The sequence below is a fragment of the Niveispirillum sp. GW835-FHT14G11 genome (assembly GCF_058793615.1).
Window position 1 is genome coordinate 601638 of sequence record NZ_JBXAFZ010000001.1, and the last position, 21850, is coordinate 623487.

The 21850-nt window shown below is 65.5% G+C and carries 17 protein-coding genes; 8 read left to right on the forward strand and 9 right to left on the reverse strand.

Translation table 11 applies throughout. From position 1 onward, the window contains the following. Positions 1 to 13: 13 nt before the first annotated feature. Positions 14 to 883: a MipA/OmpV family protein gene (locus tag AC1Q7F_RS02980; RefSeq protein WP_492503637.1), complete on the forward strand. Its 870-nt coding sequence runs from the start codon at positions 14 to 16 to the stop codon at positions 881 to 883. Positions 884 to 1141: 258 nt separating this feature from the next. Here the strand turns inward: AC1Q7F_RS02980 and AC1Q7F_RS02985 are convergent, their stop codons facing one another. Together AC1Q7F_RS02985 and AC1Q7F_RS02990 are read right to left on the reverse strand one after the other, a co-directional pair. Beyond that, positions 1142 to 1666 (reverse strand): GNAT family N-acetyltransferase, encoded by a 525-nt coding sequence (locus AC1Q7F_RS02985; RefSeq protein ID WP_492503639.1) that lies wholly within the window; start codon positions 1664 to 1666, stop codon positions 1142 to 1144. Next, positions 1666 to 2700 carry an NrtR DNA-binding winged helix domain-containing protein gene (locus AC1Q7F_RS02990; RefSeq protein WP_492503641.1) on the reverse strand — a complete coding sequence of 345 codons (1035 nt, stop codon included), beginning with the start codon at positions 2698 to 2700 and terminating at the stop codon, positions 1666 to 1668. The genes AC1Q7F_RS02985 and AC1Q7F_RS02990 overlap by 1 nt, the downstream gene beginning before the upstream one ends. Before the next feature lie 256 nt (positions 2701 to 2956). On the opposite strand from AC1Q7F_RS02990, the gene AC1Q7F_RS02995 reads away from it, so the two are divergent. Beyond that, a complete protein-coding gene (locus tag AC1Q7F_RS02995) occupies positions 2957 to 7798 on the forward strand; it encodes an NAD-glutamate dehydrogenase (protein ID WP_492503643.1) in 4842 nt (1613 codons plus the stop codon). Positions 7799 to 7814: 16 nt separating this feature from the next. On the opposite strand, the gene AC1Q7F_RS03000 is transcribed toward AC1Q7F_RS02995, so the two are convergent. Next, positions 7815 to 8216: a YbaN family protein gene (locus AC1Q7F_RS03000; protein WP_492503645.1), complete on the reverse strand. Its 402-nt coding sequence runs from the start codon at positions 8214 to 8216 to the stop codon at positions 7815 to 7817. 111 nt (positions 8217 to 8327) lie between these two features. Here AC1Q7F_RS03000 and AC1Q7F_RS03005 point away from each other — a divergent pair, with 111 nt between their 5' ends. Beyond that, a complete protein-coding gene (locus AC1Q7F_RS03005) occupies positions 8328 to 8675 on the forward strand; it encodes a DUF3088 domain-containing protein (RefSeq protein ID WP_492503647.1) in 348 nt (115 codons plus the stop codon). A gap of 6 nt (positions 8676 to 8681) precedes the next feature. Here the strand turns inward: AC1Q7F_RS03005 and AC1Q7F_RS03010 are convergent, their stop codons facing one another. The 5 genes from AC1Q7F_RS03010 to zwf form a co-directional block, all read right to left on the reverse strand. After that, positions 8682 to 9092: a VOC family protein gene (locus AC1Q7F_RS03010; protein WP_492503648.1), complete on the reverse strand. Its 411-nt coding sequence runs from the start codon at positions 9090 to 9092 to the stop codon at positions 8682 to 8684. A gap of 149 nt (positions 9093 to 9241) precedes the next feature. After that, positions 9242 to 9874, reverse strand: a complete 633-nt coding sequence (locus tag AC1Q7F_RS03015) for a bifunctional 4-hydroxy-2-oxoglutarate aldolase/2-dehydro-3-deoxy-phosphogluconate aldolase (protein WP_492503650.1) — start codon at positions 9872 to 9874, stop codon at positions 9242 to 9244. Between the two features lie 13 nt (positions 9875 to 9887). Further along, complete coding sequence (edd, locus tag AC1Q7F_RS03020; protein ID WP_492503652.1) at positions 9888 to 11723, reverse strand: phosphogluconate dehydratase; 1836 nt, start codon at positions 11721 to 11723, stop codon at positions 9888 to 9890. Between the two features lie 37 nt (positions 11724 to 11760). Further along, positions 11761 to 12456 carry a 6-phosphogluconolactonase gene (pgl, locus tag AC1Q7F_RS03025; protein WP_492503654.1) on the reverse strand — a complete coding sequence of 232 codons (696 nt, stop codon included), beginning with the start codon at positions 12454 to 12456 and terminating at the stop codon, positions 11761 to 11763. Beyond that, positions 12443 to 13918, reverse strand: coding sequence for a glucose-6-phosphate dehydrogenase (gene zwf / locus AC1Q7F_RS03030; RefSeq protein ID WP_492503656.1), 1476 nt, complete (start codon positions 13916 to 13918; stop codon positions 12443 to 12445). Before zwf ends, pgl begins: the two co-directional genes overlap by 14 nt. Before the next feature lie 458 nt (positions 13919 to 14376). Here zwf and hexR point away from each other — a divergent pair, with 458 nt between their 5' ends. The 5 genes from hexR (at position 14377) to AC1Q7F_RS03055 (ending at position 19965) form a co-directional block, all read left to right on the forward strand. Next, the gene (gene hexR / locus AC1Q7F_RS03035; protein WP_492503658.1) at positions 14377 to 15225 is read left to right on the forward strand and encodes a transcriptional regulator HexR; all 849 of its coding nucleotides are present in this window, start codon (positions 14377 to 14379) and stop codon (positions 15223 to 15225) included. 76 nt (positions 15226 to 15301) lie between these two features. Then, positions 15302 to 17518, forward strand: a complete 2217-nt coding sequence (gene glgB, locus AC1Q7F_RS03040; protein WP_492503660.1) for a 1,4-alpha-glucan branching protein GlgB — start codon at positions 15302 to 15304, stop codon at positions 17516 to 17518. A gap of 114 nt (positions 17519 to 17632) precedes the next feature. Continuing rightward, the gene (locus tag AC1Q7F_RS03045; RefSeq protein WP_492503662.1) at positions 17633 to 18256 is read left to right on the forward strand and encodes a CatA-like O-acetyltransferase; all 624 of its coding nucleotides are present in this window, start codon (positions 17633 to 17635) and stop codon (positions 18254 to 18256) included. A gap of 33 nt (positions 18257 to 18289) precedes the next feature. Beyond that, entirely contained in the window at positions 18290 to 19453 is a 1164-nt protein-coding gene (locus AC1Q7F_RS03050; protein WP_492503664.1) for a cystathionine gamma-synthase, read from the forward strand. A gap of 83 nt (positions 19454 to 19536) precedes the next feature. Then, positions 19537 to 19965, forward strand: coding sequence for a DUF29 domain-containing protein (locus AC1Q7F_RS03055; RefSeq protein WP_492503666.1), 429 nt, complete (start codon positions 19537 to 19539; stop codon positions 19963 to 19965). A gap of 555 nt (positions 19966 to 20520) precedes the next feature. Here the strand turns inward: AC1Q7F_RS03055 and apbC are convergent. After that, positions 20521 to 21675, reverse strand: a complete 1155-nt coding sequence (apbC, locus tag AC1Q7F_RS03060) for an iron-sulfur cluster carrier protein ApbC (protein WP_492503668.1) — start codon at positions 21673 to 21675, stop codon at positions 20521 to 20523. Positions 21676 to 21850: the final 175 nt, after the last annotated feature.

The window sequence follows — 21850 nt, forward strand, 5'->3', positions numbered from 1 at the left end:
GTGCTGACCCCTGATGATCCGTCGCCTTGCCGTTTGTGCCGCCACCCTGCTGGCCCTGTCCGGCCCCGCCATGGCCCAGTCCGCCCTGTTCGGGATGGAGACGACGAACGACACGGCGCCGTTGTGGGAAGCCAGCGTGCTGGCCGCCGGCGGCTACGTCGCCCATTACCCTGCTGCCTCGGAAGGGCAGTTCAAGGCGCTGCCCGTGCCCTTCCTGATCTATCGCGGCGACAATCTGCGCATCGGCGATGACGGTTTCATCCGTGCCCGCCAGGAATTCGCGGGCGGGCGGCTGGAACTGGATATCGGGCTGGATGGGTCGTTCGATGTGGACAGCAAGGACAACAAGGCCCGCCGGGGCATGCCCGACCTGGACCTGCTGATCGAAGCCGGGCCAAAGGCCACCTGGCATTTCCGATCCAAGCAGGATGATGTGCAGGTCGATCTGGGCGTGGAACTGCGCGCCGTCATCGCCACCCGTCTGATCGGGTTCGATTATGAAGGCATCAGCATCAATCCGGAATTGAGTTGGTCCGACCGCTCCCTGGGCGGGACTAAGCTGCGGGGCTATGCCTCCATCGGGCCGGTCTTCGGGTTCGACGGGGTGAACGACTATTTCTATGGCGTGGATGCCGCCTATGCCACGGCGACGCGCAGTACCTACAAGGCCGATGACGGCTATATCGGCACCAAGAGCACGCTGGGCCTGGCCTATCCGGTCAATGACCGGCTGTTGGTGTTTGGTGCTGCCCAGGTCGGCTATTATGGCGGGTCGGCCAATGAGGACAGCCCCCTGTTCCGCGACAAGACCAATTACAGCGTCGGCATGGGTGTGCGCTGGTCCTTCTGGCAGTCTGACGCGCGTGTACCCGTGGTGCGCTGATCCTGCTGCCCATTTGCACGGCACTGCCGCCTGATTGGGCAGATGCCGGGAGGCGGGGTGGTCGGAAAGCGTTGTCAGAGGCCGTTTTTACACTTGGCACGCGATTCGCAAAGATTTCATCGCACATGCATGGGGATATTGGGTAACCCCACCGGTTGGCGACAGGCGGGTAGCATGGTGTTGAAATTGGGGTCCCCGTTCCAGGACCTGGCTGGGAACCAACGCCCGGCAGCGGGGTGACCTGCTGCCGGGCGTTGTTTATTTCACCCGGTACAGCACATGCCGGCGCAGCGGATGGCCCGCCGCCAGGGACAGGTGGTCGAAATCGCCTTCCGGATCATGGACCATGCCGATCCGTTCCATCACGGCACGGCTGGCCTTGTTGCCAATGGCGGTGAAGGAGACGATGTTGGGCAGGCGCAGGACATGCAGCCCATAATCCAGCGCCGCCTTCGCCCCTTCGCTGGCCAGACCCTGCCCGTGCCAGGCAGAGCCCAGCCGCCAGCCGATATCCACGGCCGGGGTGAACCGTTCTTCGAACCGCACCGGCTGTAACCCGATCATGCCGACCAGGGTGCCGCTGTCACGTAGACAAGCGGCCCAGAAGCAGAATCCGTGCGCCTGCTCGTATCCGCGCTGCCGGTCGATGCTGGCCTGGGTCATTTCCCGGCTGATCGGGCCGCCCAGCCATTGATGGACCGCCGGGTCGCCATTGATGGCGGCGAGAACATCCAGATCGCTGTCGCGCCAGGGGCGCAGGAGCAGGCGGTCGGTCTCGATCATCAATCCACCATCCGCACCTGCGGCAGCCCGATGCCCGCCGCCACACGTTCGCGCAGCACGTCGCGGCGGAAGCGGTGCAGCTCCGCCGGGCGGCCGCCCGTGTGGGCCTCCTGCGATCCGGTGGCCTCCACCAGCCCGCCGGCCAGGACCAGGCGGCGGAAATTCTGCTTGTGCAGTTGCACGCCCGACAGCGCCTCCACCGTCCGCTGCAACCGGAACAGGGTGAAAAGCTGGGGCAGCAGGTCGAAGACCAGGGGGCGGTATTTCAACTTACCCCGCAGCCGGCCCAGCGCCACGGCCAGGATGCGGCGGTTATCCTGGGCCATGGGTGTGCCCATCTGGGCCGCCAGATCGGGTTCGTTCAGATGGCCATTGTCGAGACTGAGGCCCAGGCGCTGGCGGATGGCGCGGTCGCGCAGCGCCTCTTCCACCAGCCCGGCGCTGTAGAGCAGCTCATAGCGTTCCAGCACGCGTTCGGTGTCCCACAGCTCCTCCTCCGCAAACGTGGTGGAGACGCGTTCGGCGCGGGCGGCGGCGATGGCGGGGTCTGGCGCCGCCGCAATCCAGCGGGACAGGGCGGGCAGGATGGTGCGGGTCAGCAGGGCCGGGCGGCCATCGCGCCAATCCTCCCACGGGAAATAATCGTACCAGTCGTGCCATTCCGCCGCCCCGCTGCCCGACAGCGGCGCTTCCTGCACCAGCGCCATATAGCCGACGGAGACGACGCGGGCCCCGCCCTCCAACTCGCGCGGGTCGCGGTACTTGTCGCCGAACGTGTAAAGCTGTTCGACATAGCGCAGCGGCAGGCCCGTCTGTTCCTCCACCCAGCGGCGCAGACCCTGTTCCAGCGTGCGGTCGCGGTCGGCGGTGAAGGGACCGAAGGGTAGGGCGTCCTGGCCGGCGGTGGCATCGCGCTGTTCCGGCGTCGCCAGGTTGTGGGTCATGCGCCGCACCACCAGCACGCGCGGCACCTCATCCGTCACGGCGACGATGACGGCGGTCAGACCCAGCACTGTCGAGTCGGGTACGGGCACGGGCGGGCTCTCGTCCTCTCTGTCGGTCGGTCTTGGGCGGTCGGCTTCGAAAACAAAGCCGTAGTCGCTTGTAAAGCAATGGAATGCCGTATGCCAGCCCGTCGGCGGCATAAGAGTTTCAGATGTCCAAATGAACTGCCCGCCCCCCTTTTTCCCGTCACATAAAAGGAGCAAGGTACGGTCCGCAAACCGTGCCGGGGCAAATCCAGCCACACAACCGCCCCGACAAGATGCGGTCCATTGCGGGAGATACACCATGGCGTTCAAGCTCGAACAGCGTAAGTCCGAGCTGGTGGAACAGGTCGTCGCCAAGCTGCGCGGACGCCTTTCCAAGGACAAGGCCGGCCTGGCCGAGGGTTTCGTCAGGGCCTTCTATCGCAACGTGTCGCCCGACGACATGCTGCGCTCCACCGCGGATGAGCTGTATGGCGCGGCCATTGCCATCCTGCAGTTCGGCGGCACCCGGCAGAAGGGCGAGGCCCTGGTCCGCGTGCTGAACCCGCGTGTCGATGCCGATGGCTGGCATGCCCATCATACGGTGGTGGAGATCGTCAATGACGACATGCCCTTCCTGGTGGACAGCGTTTCGGCCGAGCTGAACCGCCACGGCCTGACGGTGCACCTGATCGTGCATCCGGTAATCCGCGTCAGCCGCGATGCCAATGGCCGCCTGACCGCCATCTGGCAGAATGGCGACGCGCCGGCCGATGCCATCGCGGAATCCGTGATGCATATCGAGGTCGACCAGCGCACCGGCGCCGATGAGCTGGAGGCCATCCGCGCCGGCATCGCCGGGGTCCTGGCCGATGTGCGGGCGTCGGTCACCGATTTCCAGGCCATGCGCACCCGCCTGACCGACACCATCGATGGCCAGTACGGGCCGGTGGCGGAAGAGGAGCGGGAGGAAGGACTGGCCTTCCTGCGCTGGATGGACGAGGACCATTTCATCTTCCTTGGTATCCGCGAATACCGCCTGGGCCGCGACAAGGATGAGGAGACGCTGGATATCCAGCATGGGCAGGGGCTGGGCCTGCTGCGCAATGACGAGGTCAGCGTCTTTGACGGTTTGCGCTATTTCTCCACCCTGCCGCCGGAGGTGAAGGCCTTCGTGCGCCAGCCGCGCTTCATGATGGTGACCAAGGCCAACAAGGACAGCACCGTCCATCGCCGCGCGCCGCTGGACGCGGTCATGGTCAAGCTGTTCAACGAGGCGGGGGAGGAGATCGGGGAGCGGCTGTTCGTCGGCCTGTTCACCAGCACCGCCTATAACCGCTCATCCCGCGATATCCCGTTCCTGCGCCAGAAGGTCAACCGCGTCATCGAACGTTCCGGCTTCGACCATCGCGGCCATGACGGCAAGGCGCTGGTCCATATCCTGGAGACCTATCCCCGCGACGAGCTGTTCCAGATCGGCGATGACGAGCTGTTCGACATCGCCATGGGCGTGCTGCATTTGCAGGAACGCCAGCGCGTGGCCCTGTTCGTGCGCAAGGACCCGTTCGAACGCTTTGTTTCCGCCCTGATCCATGTGCCGCGCGACCGGTACGACACCGACCTGCGCAAGCGCCTGCAGGGCCTGATCGAGAAGGCCTATAACGGCACCTCCGTCCAGGTGAATGTCTCGCTGTCGGAAAGCGTGCTGGCCCGCGTCCACCTGATCGTGCAGACGACCCCCGGCAAGGTGCCGGAAGTGGATGTGGGCGAGCTGGAAAGCCAGTTGATCGAGGCGGCGCGCGGCTGGCGCGACCGCCTGACCCAGGCATTGGTGGAGGATAAGGGGGAGGCTGCCGGCCTGGCGCTCGCCCGCAAATACAACGCCGCCTTGCCCGCCTCGTACCAGGAAGCCTATAGCCCGGACGAGGCGGTGGTCGATATCGCCCGGATCGAACAGATCATCGCCCAAGGCGGCATCGCGCTGAACCTGCACCGGTCGGTGGAGGCCGAAGCCCATCAGCTGTTCTTCAAGGTCTATCAGATCGGCGGCCCGGTGGAGCTGTCGCGCGTCCTGCCCATGCTGGAACATCTGGGCCTGCGCATCCTGGCCGAGGGTGGGCCGTTCGAGGTGGAGTTCCCCGGCGAGACCGCCAACATCTTCATGCAGGATTTCGACATGCGCACGGCCGACGGCCGCGCCGTGGAACTGGACCGGGTGAAGGCGGCGTTCGAGGATGCGTTCCAGCGCGTCTGGACGGGGGAAGCGCAAAGCGACGCCTTCAACCGCCTGGTCCTGCTGGCCGGCATGGATTGGCGCGAGGTCACGGTGTTCCGCGCCTATGCCAAGTACCTGAAGCAGGCCAAGTTCGATTTCAGCCAGGAATATATCGAGAATACCCTGGCCACCCACGCCAGGATCGCCCGCCTGCTGCTGGACCTGTTCCGCACCAGCCATGATCCGGCATTGCTGGCCAAGCTGGGCCGGGATGAGGTGGATACCAAGCGCAAGGGCCTGATCCTGGAGATCGACCACGCGCTGGACGCCGTCACCAACCTGGATGAGGATCGCATCCTGCGCCGGATGCTGAACATCATCCGCGCCACCCTGCGCACCAACTTCTTCCAGAAGGGTGCGGACGGAAAGGCCAAGTCCTACGTCTCCTTCAAGCTGGACAGCGGGTCCATCGACGATCTGCCGCTGCCGCGCCCGTGGCGGGAGATCTGGGTCTATAGCCCGCGGGTGGAGGCCATCCATCTGCGCGGCGGCAAGGTGGCCCGTGGCGGCATCCGCTGGTCCGACCGCAAGGAGGATTTCCGCACCGAGATCCTGGGCCTGATCAAGGCGCAGATCGTCAAGAACGCGGTGATCGTGCCGGTGGGCAGCAAGGGCGGCTTCATTGTCAAGAACCCCGTGCCGGCCTCTGCCGGGCGCGACGCGGTGATGGCCGAAGTCATCGAATGCTACAAGACGATGATGCGCGGCCTGCTGGACATCACCGACAATCTGAAGAATGGCGCGGTGATCCCGCCTGCCGACGTGGTGCGGCTGGACAGTGACGATCCTTACCTGGTCGTCGCCGCCGACAAGGGCACGGCCACGTTCAGCGACATCGCCAACGGCGTGTCGCGCGATTACGGCTTCTGGCTGGACGATGCCTTCGCCTCGGGCGGCTCGGCCGGTTACGATCACAAGGGCATGGGCATCACCGCGCGCGGCGCGTGGGAGGCGGTGAAGCGCCATTTCCGCGAACTGGGCAAGGATATCCAGAACGAAGATTTCACGACCGTCGGTGTGGGCGACATGTCGGGCGACGTGTTCGGCAACGGCATGCTGCTGTCCAAACATATCCGCCTGATCGCCGCCTTCGACCATCGCCACATCTTCGTGGATCCCGCCCCGGATGCGGCCGTGGGCTGGGCGGAGCGCAAGCGCCTGTTCGACCTGCCCCGTTCCTCCTGGGCTGATTATGATGCCACCAAGATCTCCGCTGGTGGCGGCATCTTCGATCGTGGGGCGAAGTCCATCCCGCTGACCACGGAAATCCGCGCCATCCTGGACATCCAGGGCGAGCGGGCGACCCCGGCCGAACTGATGCGCGCCATCCTGAAGGCCAAGGTGGAACTGCTGTGGCTGGGCGGCATCGGCACCTATGTGAAGTCGTCGGATGAGACCAACGCCGATGCCGGCGACAAGGCCAACGACGCTATCCGCCTGTCGGGCCGCGAATTGCGGGCCAAGGTGGTGGGCGAGGGGGCGAACCTGGGCTTCACCCAGCGCGGCCGTATCGAGGCAGCAACGGCCGGCGTGTCGATCAATACCGACGCCATCGACAATTCGGCCGGCGTGGACACGTCGGACCATGAGGTGAATATCAAGATTCTGCTGCGCGACGTCATGGATGGCGGCGGCATGACGCGCGAACAGCGCGACGTGCTGCTGGCCCAGATGACGGACGAGGTGGCGGAACTGGTCCTGGCCGACAATTACAAGCAGACCCAGGCCCTGACCATCGCCCAGGCGATTTCCGTGGAGACGCTGGAGGATCAGGCCCGCTTCGCCCGCACCATGGAAAAGGCCGGCAAGCTGTCCCGCACCATCGAGTATCTGCCCGATGATGAGGAGATCGCGTCCCGCGCCAATGCCAAGCGCGGCCTGACGCGGCCGGAAACGGCGGTGCTGCTGGCCTATGCCAAGATCGACCTCTATGACCGGCTGCTGGCATCCGACCTGCCCGACGATCCCGTCGTCGGCCGCGACCTGATGCGGTACTTCCCCAAGGCCTTGCAGGAGAAGTTCCCCGACGCCGTGGGCCGTCACCAGCTGCGCCGGGAGATCATCTGCACCGCCGTCACCAACGGCATGGTCAACCGCGTCGGCCCCACCTTCACCTGGGAGATGGTGGAACAGACCGGCCGCAGCGAGGGCGACGTGGCTCGCGCCTATCTGATTGTCCGCGACGCCTTCGGCCTGCGCCGGCTGTGGGACGCGGTGGAGGATCTGGATACCAAGGTGCCGGCCGCCGTGCAGACGGCGATGATGCTGTTCACCGGCCGGCTGATGCGCCGGGCGGTGCCCTGGGTCCTGGCCAACGGTTCCTATCCGCTGGACATCGCGGCCGAATGCGCCCGTCTGGCGCCGGTGGTGGATGATTTGACGGGTCACTTGCCCGACGTGCTGTCGCCGGCGGCCCTGAAATGGCTGGCGGAGACGGCGGGCAACTGGTCCAAGGATGGGGTGCCGGGCGATCTGGCCCGCCGCGTGGCGGCCCTGCCGCTGCTGGCCGCCGCCACCGACATCGCCCAGATCGCGGTGGAGGCGGGGCGTGACCCGTCCGACGTGGCCAGCCTGTATTTCGACCTGGGTGACCGCCTGGGCCTGGAATATCTGCGGGCGCGCACGGCGGAGGTGAAGACCGACAATCACTGGCAGCGCCAGGCGGTTGCGGCCTCGCTGGACGATCTGTTCAACCTGCAGGCCCGCCTGACGGCGCGCGTCCTGACCCAGAATCCGGGCGGCGACCCGTTCGATGCCTGGGCAGCCCAGCGTCAGGGCCCGCTGGAGCGGATCAACAGCCTGCTGGCCGACCTGCGCGGTGTCGCGGCGCTGGACATCGCTATGCTGGCGGTGGCCGGACGTCAGCTGCGCGGGTTGCTGGCGGGATAAATATGGCGGGGGCGGTTCAGGCCGCCCCCGTTCCCCGTTTCGGCGCCGGCCGCGTCGCCACGAAGGTGGCGGTGCAGCACAGCGTCAATCCCACGACGATGGGCACCCAAGGCTTCGTCGCCGTGAAGAACACGATCAGCCAGGACAGCGCCATCACCGAAACGGCGGCGATCTTCGCCCGCGTGGGGATGGCGCCCTGTTCGCGCCAGTCGCGCAAGGGCGGCCCCCAGCGCGGATGGTCCAGCAGCTTCTGCGCCTTCTCCGGATGTGAGCGAAAATAGGCCCACAAAGCCACCAGCAGGAACGGCGTGGTCGGCAGCACGGGCAGCACGGCACCCGCCATGGCCAAGCCTACGCAGACATAGCCCAGCGCCATATAGAAGGGCCGCCAGCGGCGGTTGCTCGTCGGCTCACTCATCCCGCCGCCTGTCACCAATCGCAAATCATTCGCAACAATGTGGACCGGGTGCGGGTGGTTGGCAAGGCTTGTCCCATGATAGAAACCGGCAACGACCAACGGAGATGCCCCATGCCCCGCGACATCCTCTATCTGCTGCCGCCCGATTTCCCCGACGAGAAATATCCCGGCCAGCGCTTCTATTGCGCCGACTGCATGTTCATGGAGGGGCTGCTGGCCCGGTTCCCGGAACTGCTGGAGAAGATCGAGCTGCGCCGCCACGATTTCCCGCGTCCCAGGGCTGAGGTCGTGGCGCTGGTGGGGGCGGAGAACCAGGGCCTGCCGTTGCTGATCTTCGGCGATGATGCCGATGATGGGCTGGAGACGGGCCGGCATGGGGGCTTGCGCTTCGCCGGCACAAGGGCTGCGATCATGAAGGCGCTGGCCGTGCGGCATGGGATCCCCCTGCCGCATCCGTAAGGATTGTCAGAATGGCAGGCGCGTGCCCTCTCCGGGCAGGCGCTCCGGCGTGCCGATGATGATCTCGTTGCCTTCCGGATCGGTCAGGACCAGGGCATGGCCGCCCTTCGTCTCATGGGTGGCCAGGTCGGGCAGGATGCCCAGACCACGCAGCCGTGTCTCTTCCCCCGCCGGGTCGGTTGTCAGCAGATGGGCTGCCTGCCGGCCCGCTTCCGGCAGTCCATCCCGTCCGTCGGTCAGGACCAGGCGTCCCCCGGCGGCCAGCGCAAACCAGGCCATATGATAGGGCTGCCCGGCGGCGTCATGGTCGCTGAACGACGCGATCTCATTGCCCAGCAGATGGCGGTAGAAGGGCACGCAGGCTGCCATGTCGCGGCAGCGGATGGCGATCGTGCCGGTGGAAAGCGACGGGGTCATAGATCACCTGTCGGTCTGTATTTGGAGTGGGAAATACTACCCTGTCGATGTCGCCCAAAAAAGAGGGCGGTTGGATTGCTCCAACCGCCCACAAGGTCGATCGCCGTGAAATGACCGGACAACGGCGATCGTAGAGGACCGTAAAGGGATCAGGCGCGGCGCGGCAGAGCCGCCGCCTCGCGTGCCAGGGCGGTGATGCCGGCCCAGTCGCCGGCCTTGACCAGATGGCCCGGCGTCACCCACGACCCGCCCACGCACATGACGTTGGGCAGGGCCAGGAAATCGGGTGCCGTGGCGGCACCGACACCGCCCGTGGGGCAGAACTTGATCTGGGACAGCGGCGAGGACACGGCCTTCAGCATGTCGATGCCGCCCACCACGGTGGCCGGGAACAGTTTCTGGTGCCGGATGCCGCGCGACAGCAGGTACATCATCTCCGCCGGCGTCGCCACGCCGGGCAGATAGGGGATGCCGCTATCCAGCACCGCATCGACCAGGGCCGGATAGGTGCCGGGGCTGACGATGAACTTGGCACCCGCATCGGCTACCTGCTTCACCTGCGACGGCTCGATCACCGTGCCCGCACCCACCACCGCACCCGGCACCTTGGCCATGATGGCGATGGCTTCCAGGGCTGCCGGCGATCGCAGGGTCACCTCCAGCACGGGCAGGCCACCGGCGACCAGCGCCTCCGCCAGGGGCTGCGCATCTTCCAGCCGGTCGATGATGATCACCGGGATGACCGGGGCCAGGCTGGCGATTTGGGCGATATCCATGCTCATCATGTCGTTCCGGTCAGGTGTTGGTGATGGGTGCGGCGAAGCAGGAACCGCCCTGTTCGGCGCCCAGGGCGGATGCCCGGAAGGCCCCGAACAGGTTGCGGCCCATGCCCCATTCATTGCCGGACAGGTCGGGGACGGTGACGGTGCGGGCGGCGAATTCCGCCGCGTCGACCAGCACGTTCAATTCCCCGGTTTCGGCATCCAGGCGGATGATGTCGCCGTCCTGCACGCGGGCCAGCGGGCCGCCGGCCAGGCATTCCGGCGTGATATGGATGGCGGCCGGCACCTTGCCCGAGGCACCCGACATGCGGCCATCGGTGACCAGGGCCACCTTGAACCCCTTGTCCTGCAACACGCCCAGGCCGGGGGTCAGCTTGTGCAGTTCCGGCATGCCGTTGGCGCGCGGGCCCTGGAAGCGGACGACGGCAATCACGTCGCGGTTCAGCTTGCCAGCCTTGAAGGCGGCCTGCAGATCATCCTGGCTGTCGAACACGGCGGCCGGCGCCTCGATGATCCGGTGTTCCGGCTTTACCGCCGACACCTTGATGACACCGCGCCCCAGATTGCCCGACAGCAGGCGCATGCCGCCCGTGCTGTCGAACGGTTCGGTCGCGGGGCGCAGCACCTTGGTATCGGCACTTTCCTTCACGCCGGGGCGCCAGGTGGCGACACCGTAATTGTCCAGGAACGCGTCCTGACGATAGGGCTCCAGCCCGCCATCGCCGGCCACGGTCTTCACGTCGCCATGCAGCAGGCCATTGTCCAGCAGTTCGGAAATCACGAACTGCATGCCGCCGGCCGCGTGGAAATGGTTCACATCGGCCACGCCGTTGGGATAGACGCGGGCCAGCAGCGGCACGGCGGATGACAGGTCGCTGACATCCTGCCAGTCGATGCTGATCCCCGCCGCCGCCGCCATGGCGACCAGATGGATGGCATGGTTGGTGGACCCGCCGGTGGCCATCAGGCCGATGATGGCGTTGACGATGGCCTTCTCGTCGATCACGTCGCAGATGGGGGTATATTCATCGCCCAGCGCGGAAATCTTCACGGCCCGTTCGGCCGCCGCCACGGTCAGCGCGTCGCGTAGCGGCGTGTTGGGATTGATGAAGCTGGAGCCGGGCAGATGCAGGCCCATGATCTCCATCAGCATCTGGTTGGAATTGGCGGTGCCGTAGAAGGTGCAGGTGCCGGGGCCATGGTAGCTCTGCGACTCCGCCTCCAGCAGCGCGTCGCGGCCCAGCTTGCCCTCGGCATAGAGCTGCCGGACCTTGGCCTTTTCCGGGTTGGACAGGCCCGACGTCATCGGCCCGGCCGGTACGAAGATCGCCGGCAGATGGCCGAAGGACAGGGCGCCGATGAACAGGCCCGGCACGATCTTGTCGCAGACACCCAGATAAAGTGCTGAGTCGAACATGTTGTGCGACAGGGCGATGGCCGTCGACATGGCGATGACATCGCGGGAGAACAGCGACAGTTCCATGCCGGCCTGACCCTGGGTGACGCCGTCGCACATGGCGGGCACGGCCCCGGCGAACTGCGCCACGGCCCCCACCTTGCGCACGGCATCCTTGATCAGGGCCGGATAGCGTTCCAGCGGCTGATGCGCCGACAGCATGTCATTATAGGCCGACACGATGGCGATGTTCGGCTCAGTGCCCGACTTCAGCTTGGCCTTGTCGTCCGGGCCGCAGGCGGCGAAGCCATGGGCCAGATTGCCACAGGCCAGCGTGCCGCGGCGCGGACCGCTGCCACGGGCGGCGCGGGTCTGCTCCAGATATTTGGACCGTGTGGCTTCGCTGCGGGCGATGATCCGGTCGGTGACGCGGCGGATGGCGTCCTGTGTCATGGTCGAAACTTCCTCTTTCGGGGGCCCCTTGCGGGGATCAGGGCGCCCACCAGATGGAAACGGGTACCTTGTCCTGGTGCAGGACGGAGCGGACGGGGGCCGCTTCGACCGGGCCGGGCTGCAACGCAGCCTCCAGGACGGATTTCTTCTTCGCGCCCGTGATCAGCAGGGCGATGGCACGCGAGCGCAGCAATTCCGGCAGTGTCAGGGTGATGCGCGCCGGCACGGCCCCTGCCGGGGTAACGGCGACCACGGCCAGTCCCAGCACACCGCTCAACGCCTCGGACAAGCCCGTGGCACCGGGGAAGAAGCTGGCCGTATGTGCATCTTCCCCCATGCCCAGCAGCACCAGATCATAGGGGCGCGGCATGGTGGCCAGCCGGCTGCTGGTACGGGCCAGGCCATCGGCGGGCGTGGCACCGACGCTTTTCAGGCCCACCACCGTGGCGCCCTTGGCCACCGCTCCCGACAGGGTGCGGCGCACCATGGCCTCGTTGCTGGCCGGGTCGTCCAGATCCACCCAGCGCTCATCCGACAAGGTCAGATAGACCTTGTCCCAGGGCAGGTCGAGCGTGTCCAGCCGGGCGAACAGGTCGGCCGGCGTCGTGCCGCCGGACAGGACCAGCGAGGCGCGGCCATGGGTTGCCACCGCATCGCGGATCACGCCCGCGACATGGTCGGCCAGCGCCGTGACCAGATCCGCCTTGTCGGCATGTTCGTTAATAGTCGGCATCGTTCCACCGCCGATCATCACGGGCCAGCAGCAAGGCGGCCGACAGGGGGCCCCAACTTCCGGCGGGATAGGGTTCGGCCGGCTGGTCGGTGTCCTTCCAGCCCTTCTGGATGGTGTCGATCCAGGCCCAGGCGGCATCCACCTCGTCCCGGCGCATGAACAAAGACGGGTTGCCGCGCACCGTGTCCATCAGCAGCCGTTCATAGGCATCCGGATAGCGGTCCTTGAACGTCTCCGCATAGGACAGGTTGAGGGGTACCGACCGCAGGCGCAGGCCGCCGGGGCCGGGCACCTTGGTCATGATCGACAGGTTCACGCCCTCGTCCGGCTGCAAGCGGATGACCAGACGGTTGGCCGTCAACTCCCCCGCACCACGCCCGAACACATTGTGCGGCACGGCCTTGAACTGGATGACGATTTCCGAATAGCGGGTGGGCATGCGCTTGCCGGTGCGCAGATAGAAGGGAACCCCGCCCCAGCGCCAATTATCCACCTCTGCCTTGATGGCCACGAAGGTTTCGTTGTTGGAGGCGCTGCCCAGTTCCTCGGCGTAACCGGGGACCGTCTTGCCCTCGATCGCACCCTGGCGGTACTGGCCGCGCACGGTGCGCGACTTCACATCCTGCGACGTGATGGGGCGCAGTGCGCGCAGCACCTTGATCTTCTCATTGCGGATCATGTCCTCCGTCAGCGACGACGGCGGCTCCATCGCCACAAGGCAGAGCAGCTGCAGGAAATGGTTCTGCACCATGTCGCGCAGGGCGCCGGCCTTGTCGTAATAGTCGGCGCGGCCTTCCACGCCGACCTTCTCCGCCACCGTGATCTGCACATGGTCGATATAGTTGGCGGACCAGAGCGGTTCGAACAGGGCATTGCCGAAGCGCAGCACCATCAGGTTCTGCACCGATTCCTTGCCCAGATAATGATCGATGCGGAAGATCTGCTCTTCCTGGAAGATGGCCCCAACCTCGTTATTGACCGTATTGGCCGAGGCCTGATCCTTGCCGATGGGCTTTTCCAGCACGACGCGCGTCTTGGGGCAGATCAGGCCGGCATCCTTGATGTTGCGGCAGATGGCGCCGAACAGGGCCGGAGAGGTGGCCAGATAGAAGACGCGGGCCTTGTCCCCGCCATCCTTCAGCGCGTCGGCCAGATGCGGCCAGTTGCCGCCCGGCTTGGTGGCGTCCAGCGCCACATAGGCGATGCGGCCCAGGAACCGGTCCAGGATGGCGGTATCGATATCCTCGGCGGGGACGAACTGTTCCAGCGCCTTGGTGATCTGGGCGCGGAAGGCTGGCGTGTTCTGGTCGGTGCGCGACACGCCGATGATGCGGCTGTCGTCGGTCAGCTGGTGATCGCGCTCCCGGTAATAGAGTGCTGGCATCAGCTTGCGCAGGGCCAGATCGCCCGTGCCGCCGAACACCACATAGTCGAAGGGGTTCACCTGCATCACATCAGCCATGGCACCCGGCCCGCCCGTCCCTTGATTTCCGGCCGTTTCCCGGCCCAGGCGGCGCGCGTCCCGCGCCGTCTTCTGCCTTGAATGTAGCAGAATTACCGATCAGGGCAAGGGGCGACTACGCACACTGTCCGCATTTCCGGCATTGGCGCGCATGTTTCTGACCCGCATGCTGCGCTGCGGCGTAACTTTACTACGCCTTTTGCCCTTTAAGAAGCATTTCGGTGACGCAACGGGCCAGGGTCTGCGGGCAATGGTGCCCCGCTGTTACCGCCGATATGGCAGCCTTGCCAAAAGCATGCGGATTTCGTGTAATTCCCTTACACGGCCTGTCGACCGGCTGATACCAATTCCCGATGCGTTTGCCTCATCGGGAACTGGTTCGGCGGCGCCGGCGATTGAGGTCGGTGATCGGTTGCGATCACCGAGACTTAGGTAAACTGGTTTGGGGAGCGCGCGACGTGCTTGAACGTATCCGCGGCATGCAGGCCGGTTTGCGCCGGTCCGAACAGAAGATCGCCGAAGTGGTGCTGAAGCGCCCGCATTCCGTGGTCAACGCCTCGGTGGCGGAGGTGGCGCGCGAGGCGCAGGTCAGCCAGCCCACGGTGGTGCGCTTCTGCCGGTCCATCGGCTGTGCCGGCTTTCAGGATTTCAAGCTGCGCCTGGCCCAGGATCTGGCCACGGGCACGCCCTATGTGCATGAGGAGGTGCGGCCCGACGATGCCGTGGTGGATGTGGCGGCCAAGGTGCTGAACCGTTCCATCGCGTCCTTGACCCGCGTGCGCAACCACACCAACCCGGAAGCGCTGGAAGAGGCGGTGCGTATTTTGACCGAGGCGCAGCGTATGGAATTCTACGGCTTCGGCGCGTCCGGCGTGGTGGCCATGGATGCGCAGAACAAGTTCTTCCGTCTGGGCATTCCCTGCGTCGCCTATACCGATTTCCATGTGCAGGCCATGTCGGCCACCCTGCTGGGCCCCAATGCCGCGGCCCTGGTCATCTCCCATACCGGCCGCACGCGCGAATTGCTGCGGTCTGTCGATCTGGCGCTGGATAGCGGGGCCAAGGTGGTGGCGCTGACCTCCGGCGGCTCGCCGCTGGCGGAAAAGGCCACCGTATCGCTGCTGGTCGACGTGGTGGAGGATACCAGCATGTATACGCCCATGGTCAGCCGCCTGGCGCATCTGGCCATGCTGGATGTGCTGCAGGTGGCGGTCGCGCTGCGCCGGGGCGTGACCCTGGCCGAAAGTCTGGCGCGGTCGAAGAAGACCATCCGCGATCGCCGGTTGGGGACGCGGGGTGGCGGCTGATACTGCTGCCCGCTTCCCAAGCCTGGATGGGCAACCTATGGTAAATTCACGCCTTCCACCCTAGCCCAGGCCCATCATGCCCCATACCCCGTCCGCCGCCGAGATCGCCGCCATCACCCATGCGACGCATGGCGACGTCTTCGCCATCCTGGGGCCGCATGCGCTGCATGATGGATCAGGGCGGGTGGCGCTACGGGTATTCCGGCCCGATGCAACCCGCGTCACGGTAATCGGCCCCGACGGGCTGGAGCGGCTGGACCTGGCCAGGCTCGATTCCCACGGCTTCTTCGCCGGCACCCTGAATGCCGATCAGGCGGCCGGTTACCGCCTGCGCCTGACGCGCGGGATGGACAGCTGGGACATCGACGATCCCTACCGCTTCCCGCCCCTGCTGGGGGAGATGGACCAGTATCTGCTGGGCGAGGGAAGGCATTGGCGGTCCTATGAGAAGCTGGGCGCGCATCTGGACGTGATTGACGGCGTGGCCGGCGTGCGCTTCGCCGTCTGGGCGCCCAGCGCGCGGCGCGTCTCCGTCGTGGGTGACTTCAATGGCTGGGATGGCCGCATCCATGTGATGCGCCTGCGGATGGGCGCGGGCATCTGGGAGATATTCATCCCCGGTGTGGGTGAGGGCGCGCATTACAAGTATGAATTGCTGGATGCCCATGGCCATTTGCTGCCACTGAAGGCCGATCCGCATGCGCTGGCGGCGGAGTTCCGGCCTTCCACCGCCTCCATCGTCGCCCGCATCGACCATCATGCCTGGCAGGATGGCGACTGGCTGGCCAAACGCGCGGCCCGCAATGCACGGTCGGCGCCGATCTCGATCTATGAGGTGCATCCCGGTTCCTGGCGGCGGCCGGACAAGGACGGCTATCTCGGCTGGCGCGATCTGGCCGCACAACTGGTGCCCTATGTGCAGGAGATGGGCTTCACCCATATCGAGGTGATGCCGGTGCATGAACATCCGTTCGACGGATCCTGGGGCTATCAGGCGCTGGGCCTGTTCGCGCCCACGTCGCGGTTCGGCACGCCCACCGATTTCCAGGCCTTCGTCGATGCCTGCCACAAGGCGGATATCGGCCTGATCATCGATTGGGTGCCCGGCCATTTCCCTACCGATGCCCACGGGCTCTACCAGTTCGACGGATCGCATCTCTACGATCATGCCGATCCACGCCAGGGCTATCACCCCGACTGGAACACGGCGATCTATAATTTCGGTCGCAACGAGGTGACGAATTTCCTGATCGCCAATGCCCTGTTCTGGCTGCGGCATTATCATGTCGACGGGCTGCGCGTGGATGCCGTCGCCTCCATGCTGTACCTGGATTACAGCCGCAAGGAGGGTGAATGGATTCCCAACCGCCATGGCGGGCGGGAGAACCTGGAAGCCATCGATTTCATGCGCCGCATGAACGCCTTGGTCTATGGGACCGAGGAAGGGCAGGGCGGCGGCGCCATCACCATCGCGGAGGAATCAACCGCCTGGCCCGGCGTGTCGCAGCCGGCCCATGCCGGCGGCCTGGGCTTCGGGTACAAATGGAACATGGGCTGGATGCATGACACGTTGAAATATATGCAGCTGGATCCCATCCATCGCCGTCATCACCATAATGACCTGACCTTCGGCCTGCTCTACGCGTTTTCCGAAAATTTCATCCTGCCGCTCAGCCATGATGAGGTCGTGCATGGCAAGGGGTCGCTGCTGGCCCGCATGCCGGGCGATGATTGGCAGAAATTCGCCAATCTGCGCGCCTATTTCGGCTTCATGTGGACCCATCCCGGCAAGAAGCTGCTGTTCATGGGCGGGGAATTCGCGCAAGGGCGGGAATGGAACCATGATGGGCAGCTGGACTGGCATCTGCTGGACGACCATGCCGGCGGCCATTGGCACCGCGGCGTGCGCGATCTGGTGCGCGACCTGAACCGGCTCTACCGCGACACACCGGCCCTGCATGAGCGTGACTGCGAGGCGGAAGGCTTCCGCTGGATCAAGGGCGGGTCGGCCGATGAAAGCGTGCTGGCCTATAGCCGGCATGGCTTTGGCGAGGGGGCGGTGGCCGTGTCGGTGTTGAATTTCACGCCTGTGCCGCGCCAGCGTTATCGTGTCGGCCTGCCCTTCGGCGGGGCGTGGCGGGAGGCGCTGAACAGCGATGCCGGCGCCTATGCCGGCAGCGGTATCGGCAATGACGGCCTGATCCAGGCCGACAACCTGCCTTGGGACGGCCAGCCCTGCAGTGCCGAGATCACGTTGCCGCCGCTGGCATGCCTGGTGCTGCTGCCGGCTTGACCCGGAACCCCATCGCGGTTATCCAAACCGGGCTCTGGCGGAGCCGACGGGCGCAAGCCCCGAAAACTAAGTGCCCCGGATCGGGTCGGGAACCCGTCATGGGAGCCCTTGGCATTGATCGACCGCAGCCGCCAGATCGCCCTTTTTGACCGCTATGACCAGCCGGCGGTGAATATCGCCGCCGTCGCTGATTGCCCGGATTTCGTGGCCCCGGCGAAGGATGCCGGCGTGCCGCCATTCGCTCGCGTGCTGCATGCCATCGGCCGGGCCAGCCTGGACATCCCGCAATTCCGCCTGCGCCTGATGGAAGGGCGGCTGAATGAGGTCAAGGACCTGACCCTGTCCTATACGGTGCTGGGCCGCGACCAGAACCTGAATTTCTCCACCATCCCCTATCAGCCGGATTTCCATTCCTTCCTGACGGATTATCTGGCCGACCGGGAACTGGCCCGCAACGCCGTGGAACTGCGGATCAAGCCGTTGACCAGCCGGGATTACATTTTCGGCACTTGCCTGCCCTGGCTGCGCTTCACATCGATCCAGCATCCCATGGCCCGGTTCGGGGATTGCTCCATCCCCAATATCGCCATCGGCAAGTTCCGCCATGCCGATGGCCGTGTGGATTTTCCCGTCGCGGTTCAGGCCCATCACGGCCTGGTCGACGGGCTGCATATCGCCCAGTTCATCGCCCGGCTGGAGGAAGTGCTGGCCGAGGCTGTCAACGACCCGACCCGATAGAGGTGGGGCGCTTACAACATGAGGATGTTCAGCATGAAGGACCGCCCTAACCGTCAGGGATTTGCCACCCGCGCCATCCATGCCGGCCAGCAACCCGACCCCACCACCGGTGCCATCATGGTACCGATCTACGCCACCAGCACCTTCGTGCAGGAAAGCCCCGGCGTTCATAAGGGCTATGAATATGCCCGCAGCCAGAACCCGACGCGCATGGCGTATGAGGCCTGCATCGCCGATCTGGAATCGGGCCATCGCGGCTATGCCTTTGCGTCCGGTCTGGCGGCGGAGGCGACGATTCTGGAACTGCTGGATGCTGGCGCGCATGTCATCGCGTCGGACGACCTCTATGGCGGCACCTACCGCCTGCTGCACCGGGTACGCTCGCGCACGGCCGGTTTGACGGTGAGCACGGTCGATCTGTCGGACCTGGCGGCGGTGGAAGCCGCCATCCGGCCGGAAACCAGGATGCTCTGGGTGGAGACGCCGACCAACCCGCTGCTGAAGCTGGCGGATCTGGAGGCCTTGGCCCAGCTGGCCAGGAAGCGCGGCCTGATCTCCGTCGCCGACAATACCTTTGCCAGCCCGTGGATCCAGCGGCCGCTGGAACTGGGCTTCGATGTGGTGGTGCATTCGGCCACCAAATATCTGAACGGCCATTCCGACATGGTGGGCGGCGTGGCCGTGGTGCGCGAAGCCGGTGAGATCGCCGACCGTCTGGCCTTCCTGCACAATGCTGTCGGCGCCATCCAAGGGCCGTTCGACAGTTTCCTGGTGATGCGCAGCCTGAAGACCTTGGCGCTGCGCATGGAGCGCCATAGTCAGAACGGCGTCCAGATCGCCGAATGGCTGGAAAAGCATCCGTCGGTGGCCAAGGTCCGCTACCCCTACCTGCCCAGCCATGCCCAGCATGATCTGGCCCGGCGCCAGATGCGGGCCGGCGGCGGCATGGTGACCATCCATCTGAAGGGCGGGCTGGAGCCGGCACGCCGCATGCTGGAGCGGACGGAGCTGTTCAGTCTGGCCGAAAGCCTGGGCGGGGTGGAAAGCCTGATCGAACACCCGGCCATCATGACCCATGCCAGCATCCCCGCCGACCAGCGCGCCGCCATCGGCATCGATGACGGCCTGGTGCGCCTGTCGGTGGGGGTGGAGGATGTGGCCGACCTGATCGCCGATCTGGAACAGGCGCTGCGGTAGAGATAACGGCGGCGGGGCAGGTGATTCCGCTTGCCCTGCAACCCCACCTTGCCCAAATCTGGTCTGTCGCCAGGGAGGGAACCATGAGCCTCTACGATACCGACTTCTATGCCTGGGCCAACCAGCAGGCGGCCTTGCTGCGCGCCGGCAAATTGGCAGCCGCCGATATCGCCCACATTGCCGAGGAGATCGAGAGCATGGGGCGCACGGAAAAGCGTGAGTTGGTCAACCGGCTGGCCGTTCTGCTGTTCCATCTGCTGAAATGGCAGTTCCAGCCGGGTTTGCGCGGTAGAAGCTGGACACTAACCGTCAAGGAACAGCGTCGGCAGTTACTACGGCACATGAAGGATAACCCCAGTCTGAAAGGCAGCCTGACGGAATCGATCGAAGAGGCTTATGGCGACGCCGTGATCGCGGCGGAGCGCGAAACGGGTCTCTCCGGTCAGACCTTCCCGGCCACCTGCCCCTACAGCTACGATCAGATGATCGATGATGGCTTCTGGCCGGAGTGATCTCCAGGCCCGAAATAAAAAAATGGCGCCCGGATTGGGGCCGGGCGCCAGTTGTTCAGCAATCCATACACATACCGCCTACATGGCGACTCACCATGTCGGGTTCAGGGTCGGACTTCCCAAGCGAACTCGACATGGCAAGGGGTGTTCGGCATGGCCGCGATGGGGTTCATCTGCAGCCATGTCCAGAATTCCTTGAACGCCAGCTGGGGACGGGCCTGGGCATAGGCACCAACACGACCCGCAACCCGCTCGCTCAGCGTCCGCGTTACCTCATCATAGGCGACTTCCGGTAGGCCGTGCGCAACCTGGACGTCACCCGTGCGAGGATCGGCAGCCCGAAAGGAGTGGGCGCCGTCACGAAACGCATATGCAACTCGGATTGGTTCGTCTTGATACATCCTGTCCGCCCTCCGCCGGAGCACGCAGTTTATGTACCAAATACCCGCCCGGACGGAAAGGAAAAATCCATTGCACGATACGCAGTGCAGCAATCCGTCTTTTGGCGAGCTTGGCGCGACAGGGTGTTTCAAACGGTGATGTCGAGGCTGATCGCTACTCGATCACGATCCGCGGCGCTGGTCGCGCCCCGCCCAGGCTGACCTTGTCCCAGACTTTGGCGGCGATGGTGCGATAGACCCTGGCGTGTTCGCTGTCGGGCTGTGCCGTGACGATGGGGGTGCCGCCGTCGCTGGTCTCGCGGATGGCGATGTCCAGCGGCACCTCGCCCAGGAAATCCACGCCCAACTTGTCCGCCTCGGCATGCGCGCCACCATGGCTGAAAATGTCGCTGCGGTGGCCGCAATTGGGGCAGCAGAAATAGGACATGTTCTCCACGATGCCCAGCACGGGCACGTCCACGCGCCGGAACATGTTCAGCCCCTTGCGCGCGTCCAGCAAGGCGATGTCCTGCGGCGTGGAGACGATGACCGCCCCCGCCAGCGGCACGTTCTGTGACAGGGACAGCTGCGCGTCGCCGGTGCCCGGCGGCATGTCGACCACCAGCACATCCAGCTCGCCCCAGGCCACGTCGCGCAGCATCTGCTGGATGGCGCCCATCACCATGGGGCCGCGCCAGACCATCGGCGTCTCCTCCGCCACCAGGAAGCCCATGGACATGACCTTGACGCCATGGCCGACCAGCGGCTTCAGCACCTTGCCGTCCACCGTCTCCGGCTTTCCCGACAGGCCCAGCATGCGGGGCAGGGACGGGCCGTAGATGTCGGCGTCCAGCAGGCCCACGCGCAGGCCATTGGCCGCCATGCCCACGGCCAGGTTGACGGCGGTGGTGGACTTGCCCACCCCACCCTTGCCCGATGCCACCGCGATGATGGCGCGCACGCCGGGAATGCCGATCTTGGCCGGGCGGGGTGGCGGGGCCGCCGCCGGGGCGGCGTGGCTGTGGCCCTTATGATCATGAGCCTTATGATCATGCCCGCCGCCGCCCAGCTTGGGCGGCGCGCGGTGGGCGGTCAGCATGGCGGTGACCGAGGTGACGCCGGGCAGCGTGTCCACGGCCTTTTCCGCCGCCTGGCGCAGCGGTTCCAGGGCGGCACCCCTGGCGGGGTCCACTTCCACGGCGAACGCGATGTTGCCGCCTTTCACGGTCAGGCCTGAAATCATGCCCAGCGTCACGATGTCGGCGCCCCTGTCGGGGTCCTTCACGCAACGCAGTGCCGCCAGAACCTGTTCCTCTGTGACCATCGGCATGGTTGAAAACCCCGTCTCATTCCCAATATCTGCGGTGACCGCGGGCCCAAGGGCCTTGTCTACCGTGCGCCGCGATATATAGGGTGGCGTGGCGTGCTTAGAAAGCGTCCTGTCCTTGCGGGCAGGCCTGTCGGTTTGGCAGTTTCGTGTTCGTCCAATCACCAAAGGGTCGGAA

Bases quoted from the DNA above. Each gene is read 5' to 3' on its own strand.
- AC1Q7F_RS03005 (WP_492503647.1), top strand. From the start codon at position 8,328: ATGCCCCGCGACATCCTCTATCTGCTGCCGCCCGATTTCCCCGACGAG.
- AC1Q7F_RS03000 (WP_492503645.1), bottom strand. From the start codon at position 8,216: ATGAGTGAGCCGACGAGCAACCGCCGCTGGCGGCCCTTCTATATGGCG.
- AC1Q7F_RS03050 (WP_492503664.1), top strand. From the start codon at position 18,290: ATGAAGGACCGCCCTAACCGTCAGGGATTTGCCACCCGCGCCATCCAT.
- AC1Q7F_RS03055 (WP_492503666.1), top strand. From the start codon at position 19,537: ATGAGCCTCTACGATACCGACTTCTATGCCTGGGCCAACCAGCAGGCG.
- AC1Q7F_RS02980 (WP_492503637.1), top strand. From the start codon at position 14: ATGATCCGTCGCCTTGCCGTTTGTGCCGCCACCCTGCTGGCCCTGTCC.
- glgB (WP_492503660.1), top strand. From the start codon at position 15,302: ATGCCCCATACCCCGTCCGCCGCCGAGATCGCCGCCATCACCCATGCG.
- edd (WP_492503652.1), bottom strand. From the start codon at position 11,723: ATGACACAGGACGCCATCCGCCGCGTCACCGACCGGATCATCGCCCGC.
- AC1Q7F_RS02995 (WP_492503643.1), top strand. From the start codon at position 2,957: ATGGCGTTCAAGCTCGAACAGCGTAAGTCCGAGCTGGTGGAACAGGTC.
- pgl (WP_492503654.1), bottom strand. From the start codon at position 12,456: ATGCCGACTATTAACGAACATGCCGACAAGGCGGATCTGGTCACGGCG.
- AC1Q7F_RS03015 (WP_492503650.1), bottom strand. From the start codon at position 9,874: ATGAGCATGGATATCGCCCAAATCGCCAGCCTGGCCCCGGTCATCCCG.
- zwf (WP_492503656.1), bottom strand. From the start codon at position 13,918: ATGGCTGATGTGATGCAGGTGAACCCCTTCGACTATGTGGTGTTCGGC.
- AC1Q7F_RS03010 (WP_492503648.1), bottom strand. From the start codon at position 9,092: ATGACCCCGTCGCTTTCCACCGGCACGATCGCCATCCGCTGCCGCGAC.
- AC1Q7F_RS02985 (WP_492503639.1), bottom strand. From the start codon at position 1,666: ATGATCGAGACCGACCGCCTGCTCCTGCGCCCCTGGCGCGACAGCGAT.
- apbC (WP_492503668.1), bottom strand. From the start codon at position 21,675: ATGCCGATGGTCACAGAGGAACAGGTTCTGGCGGCACTGCGTTGCGTG.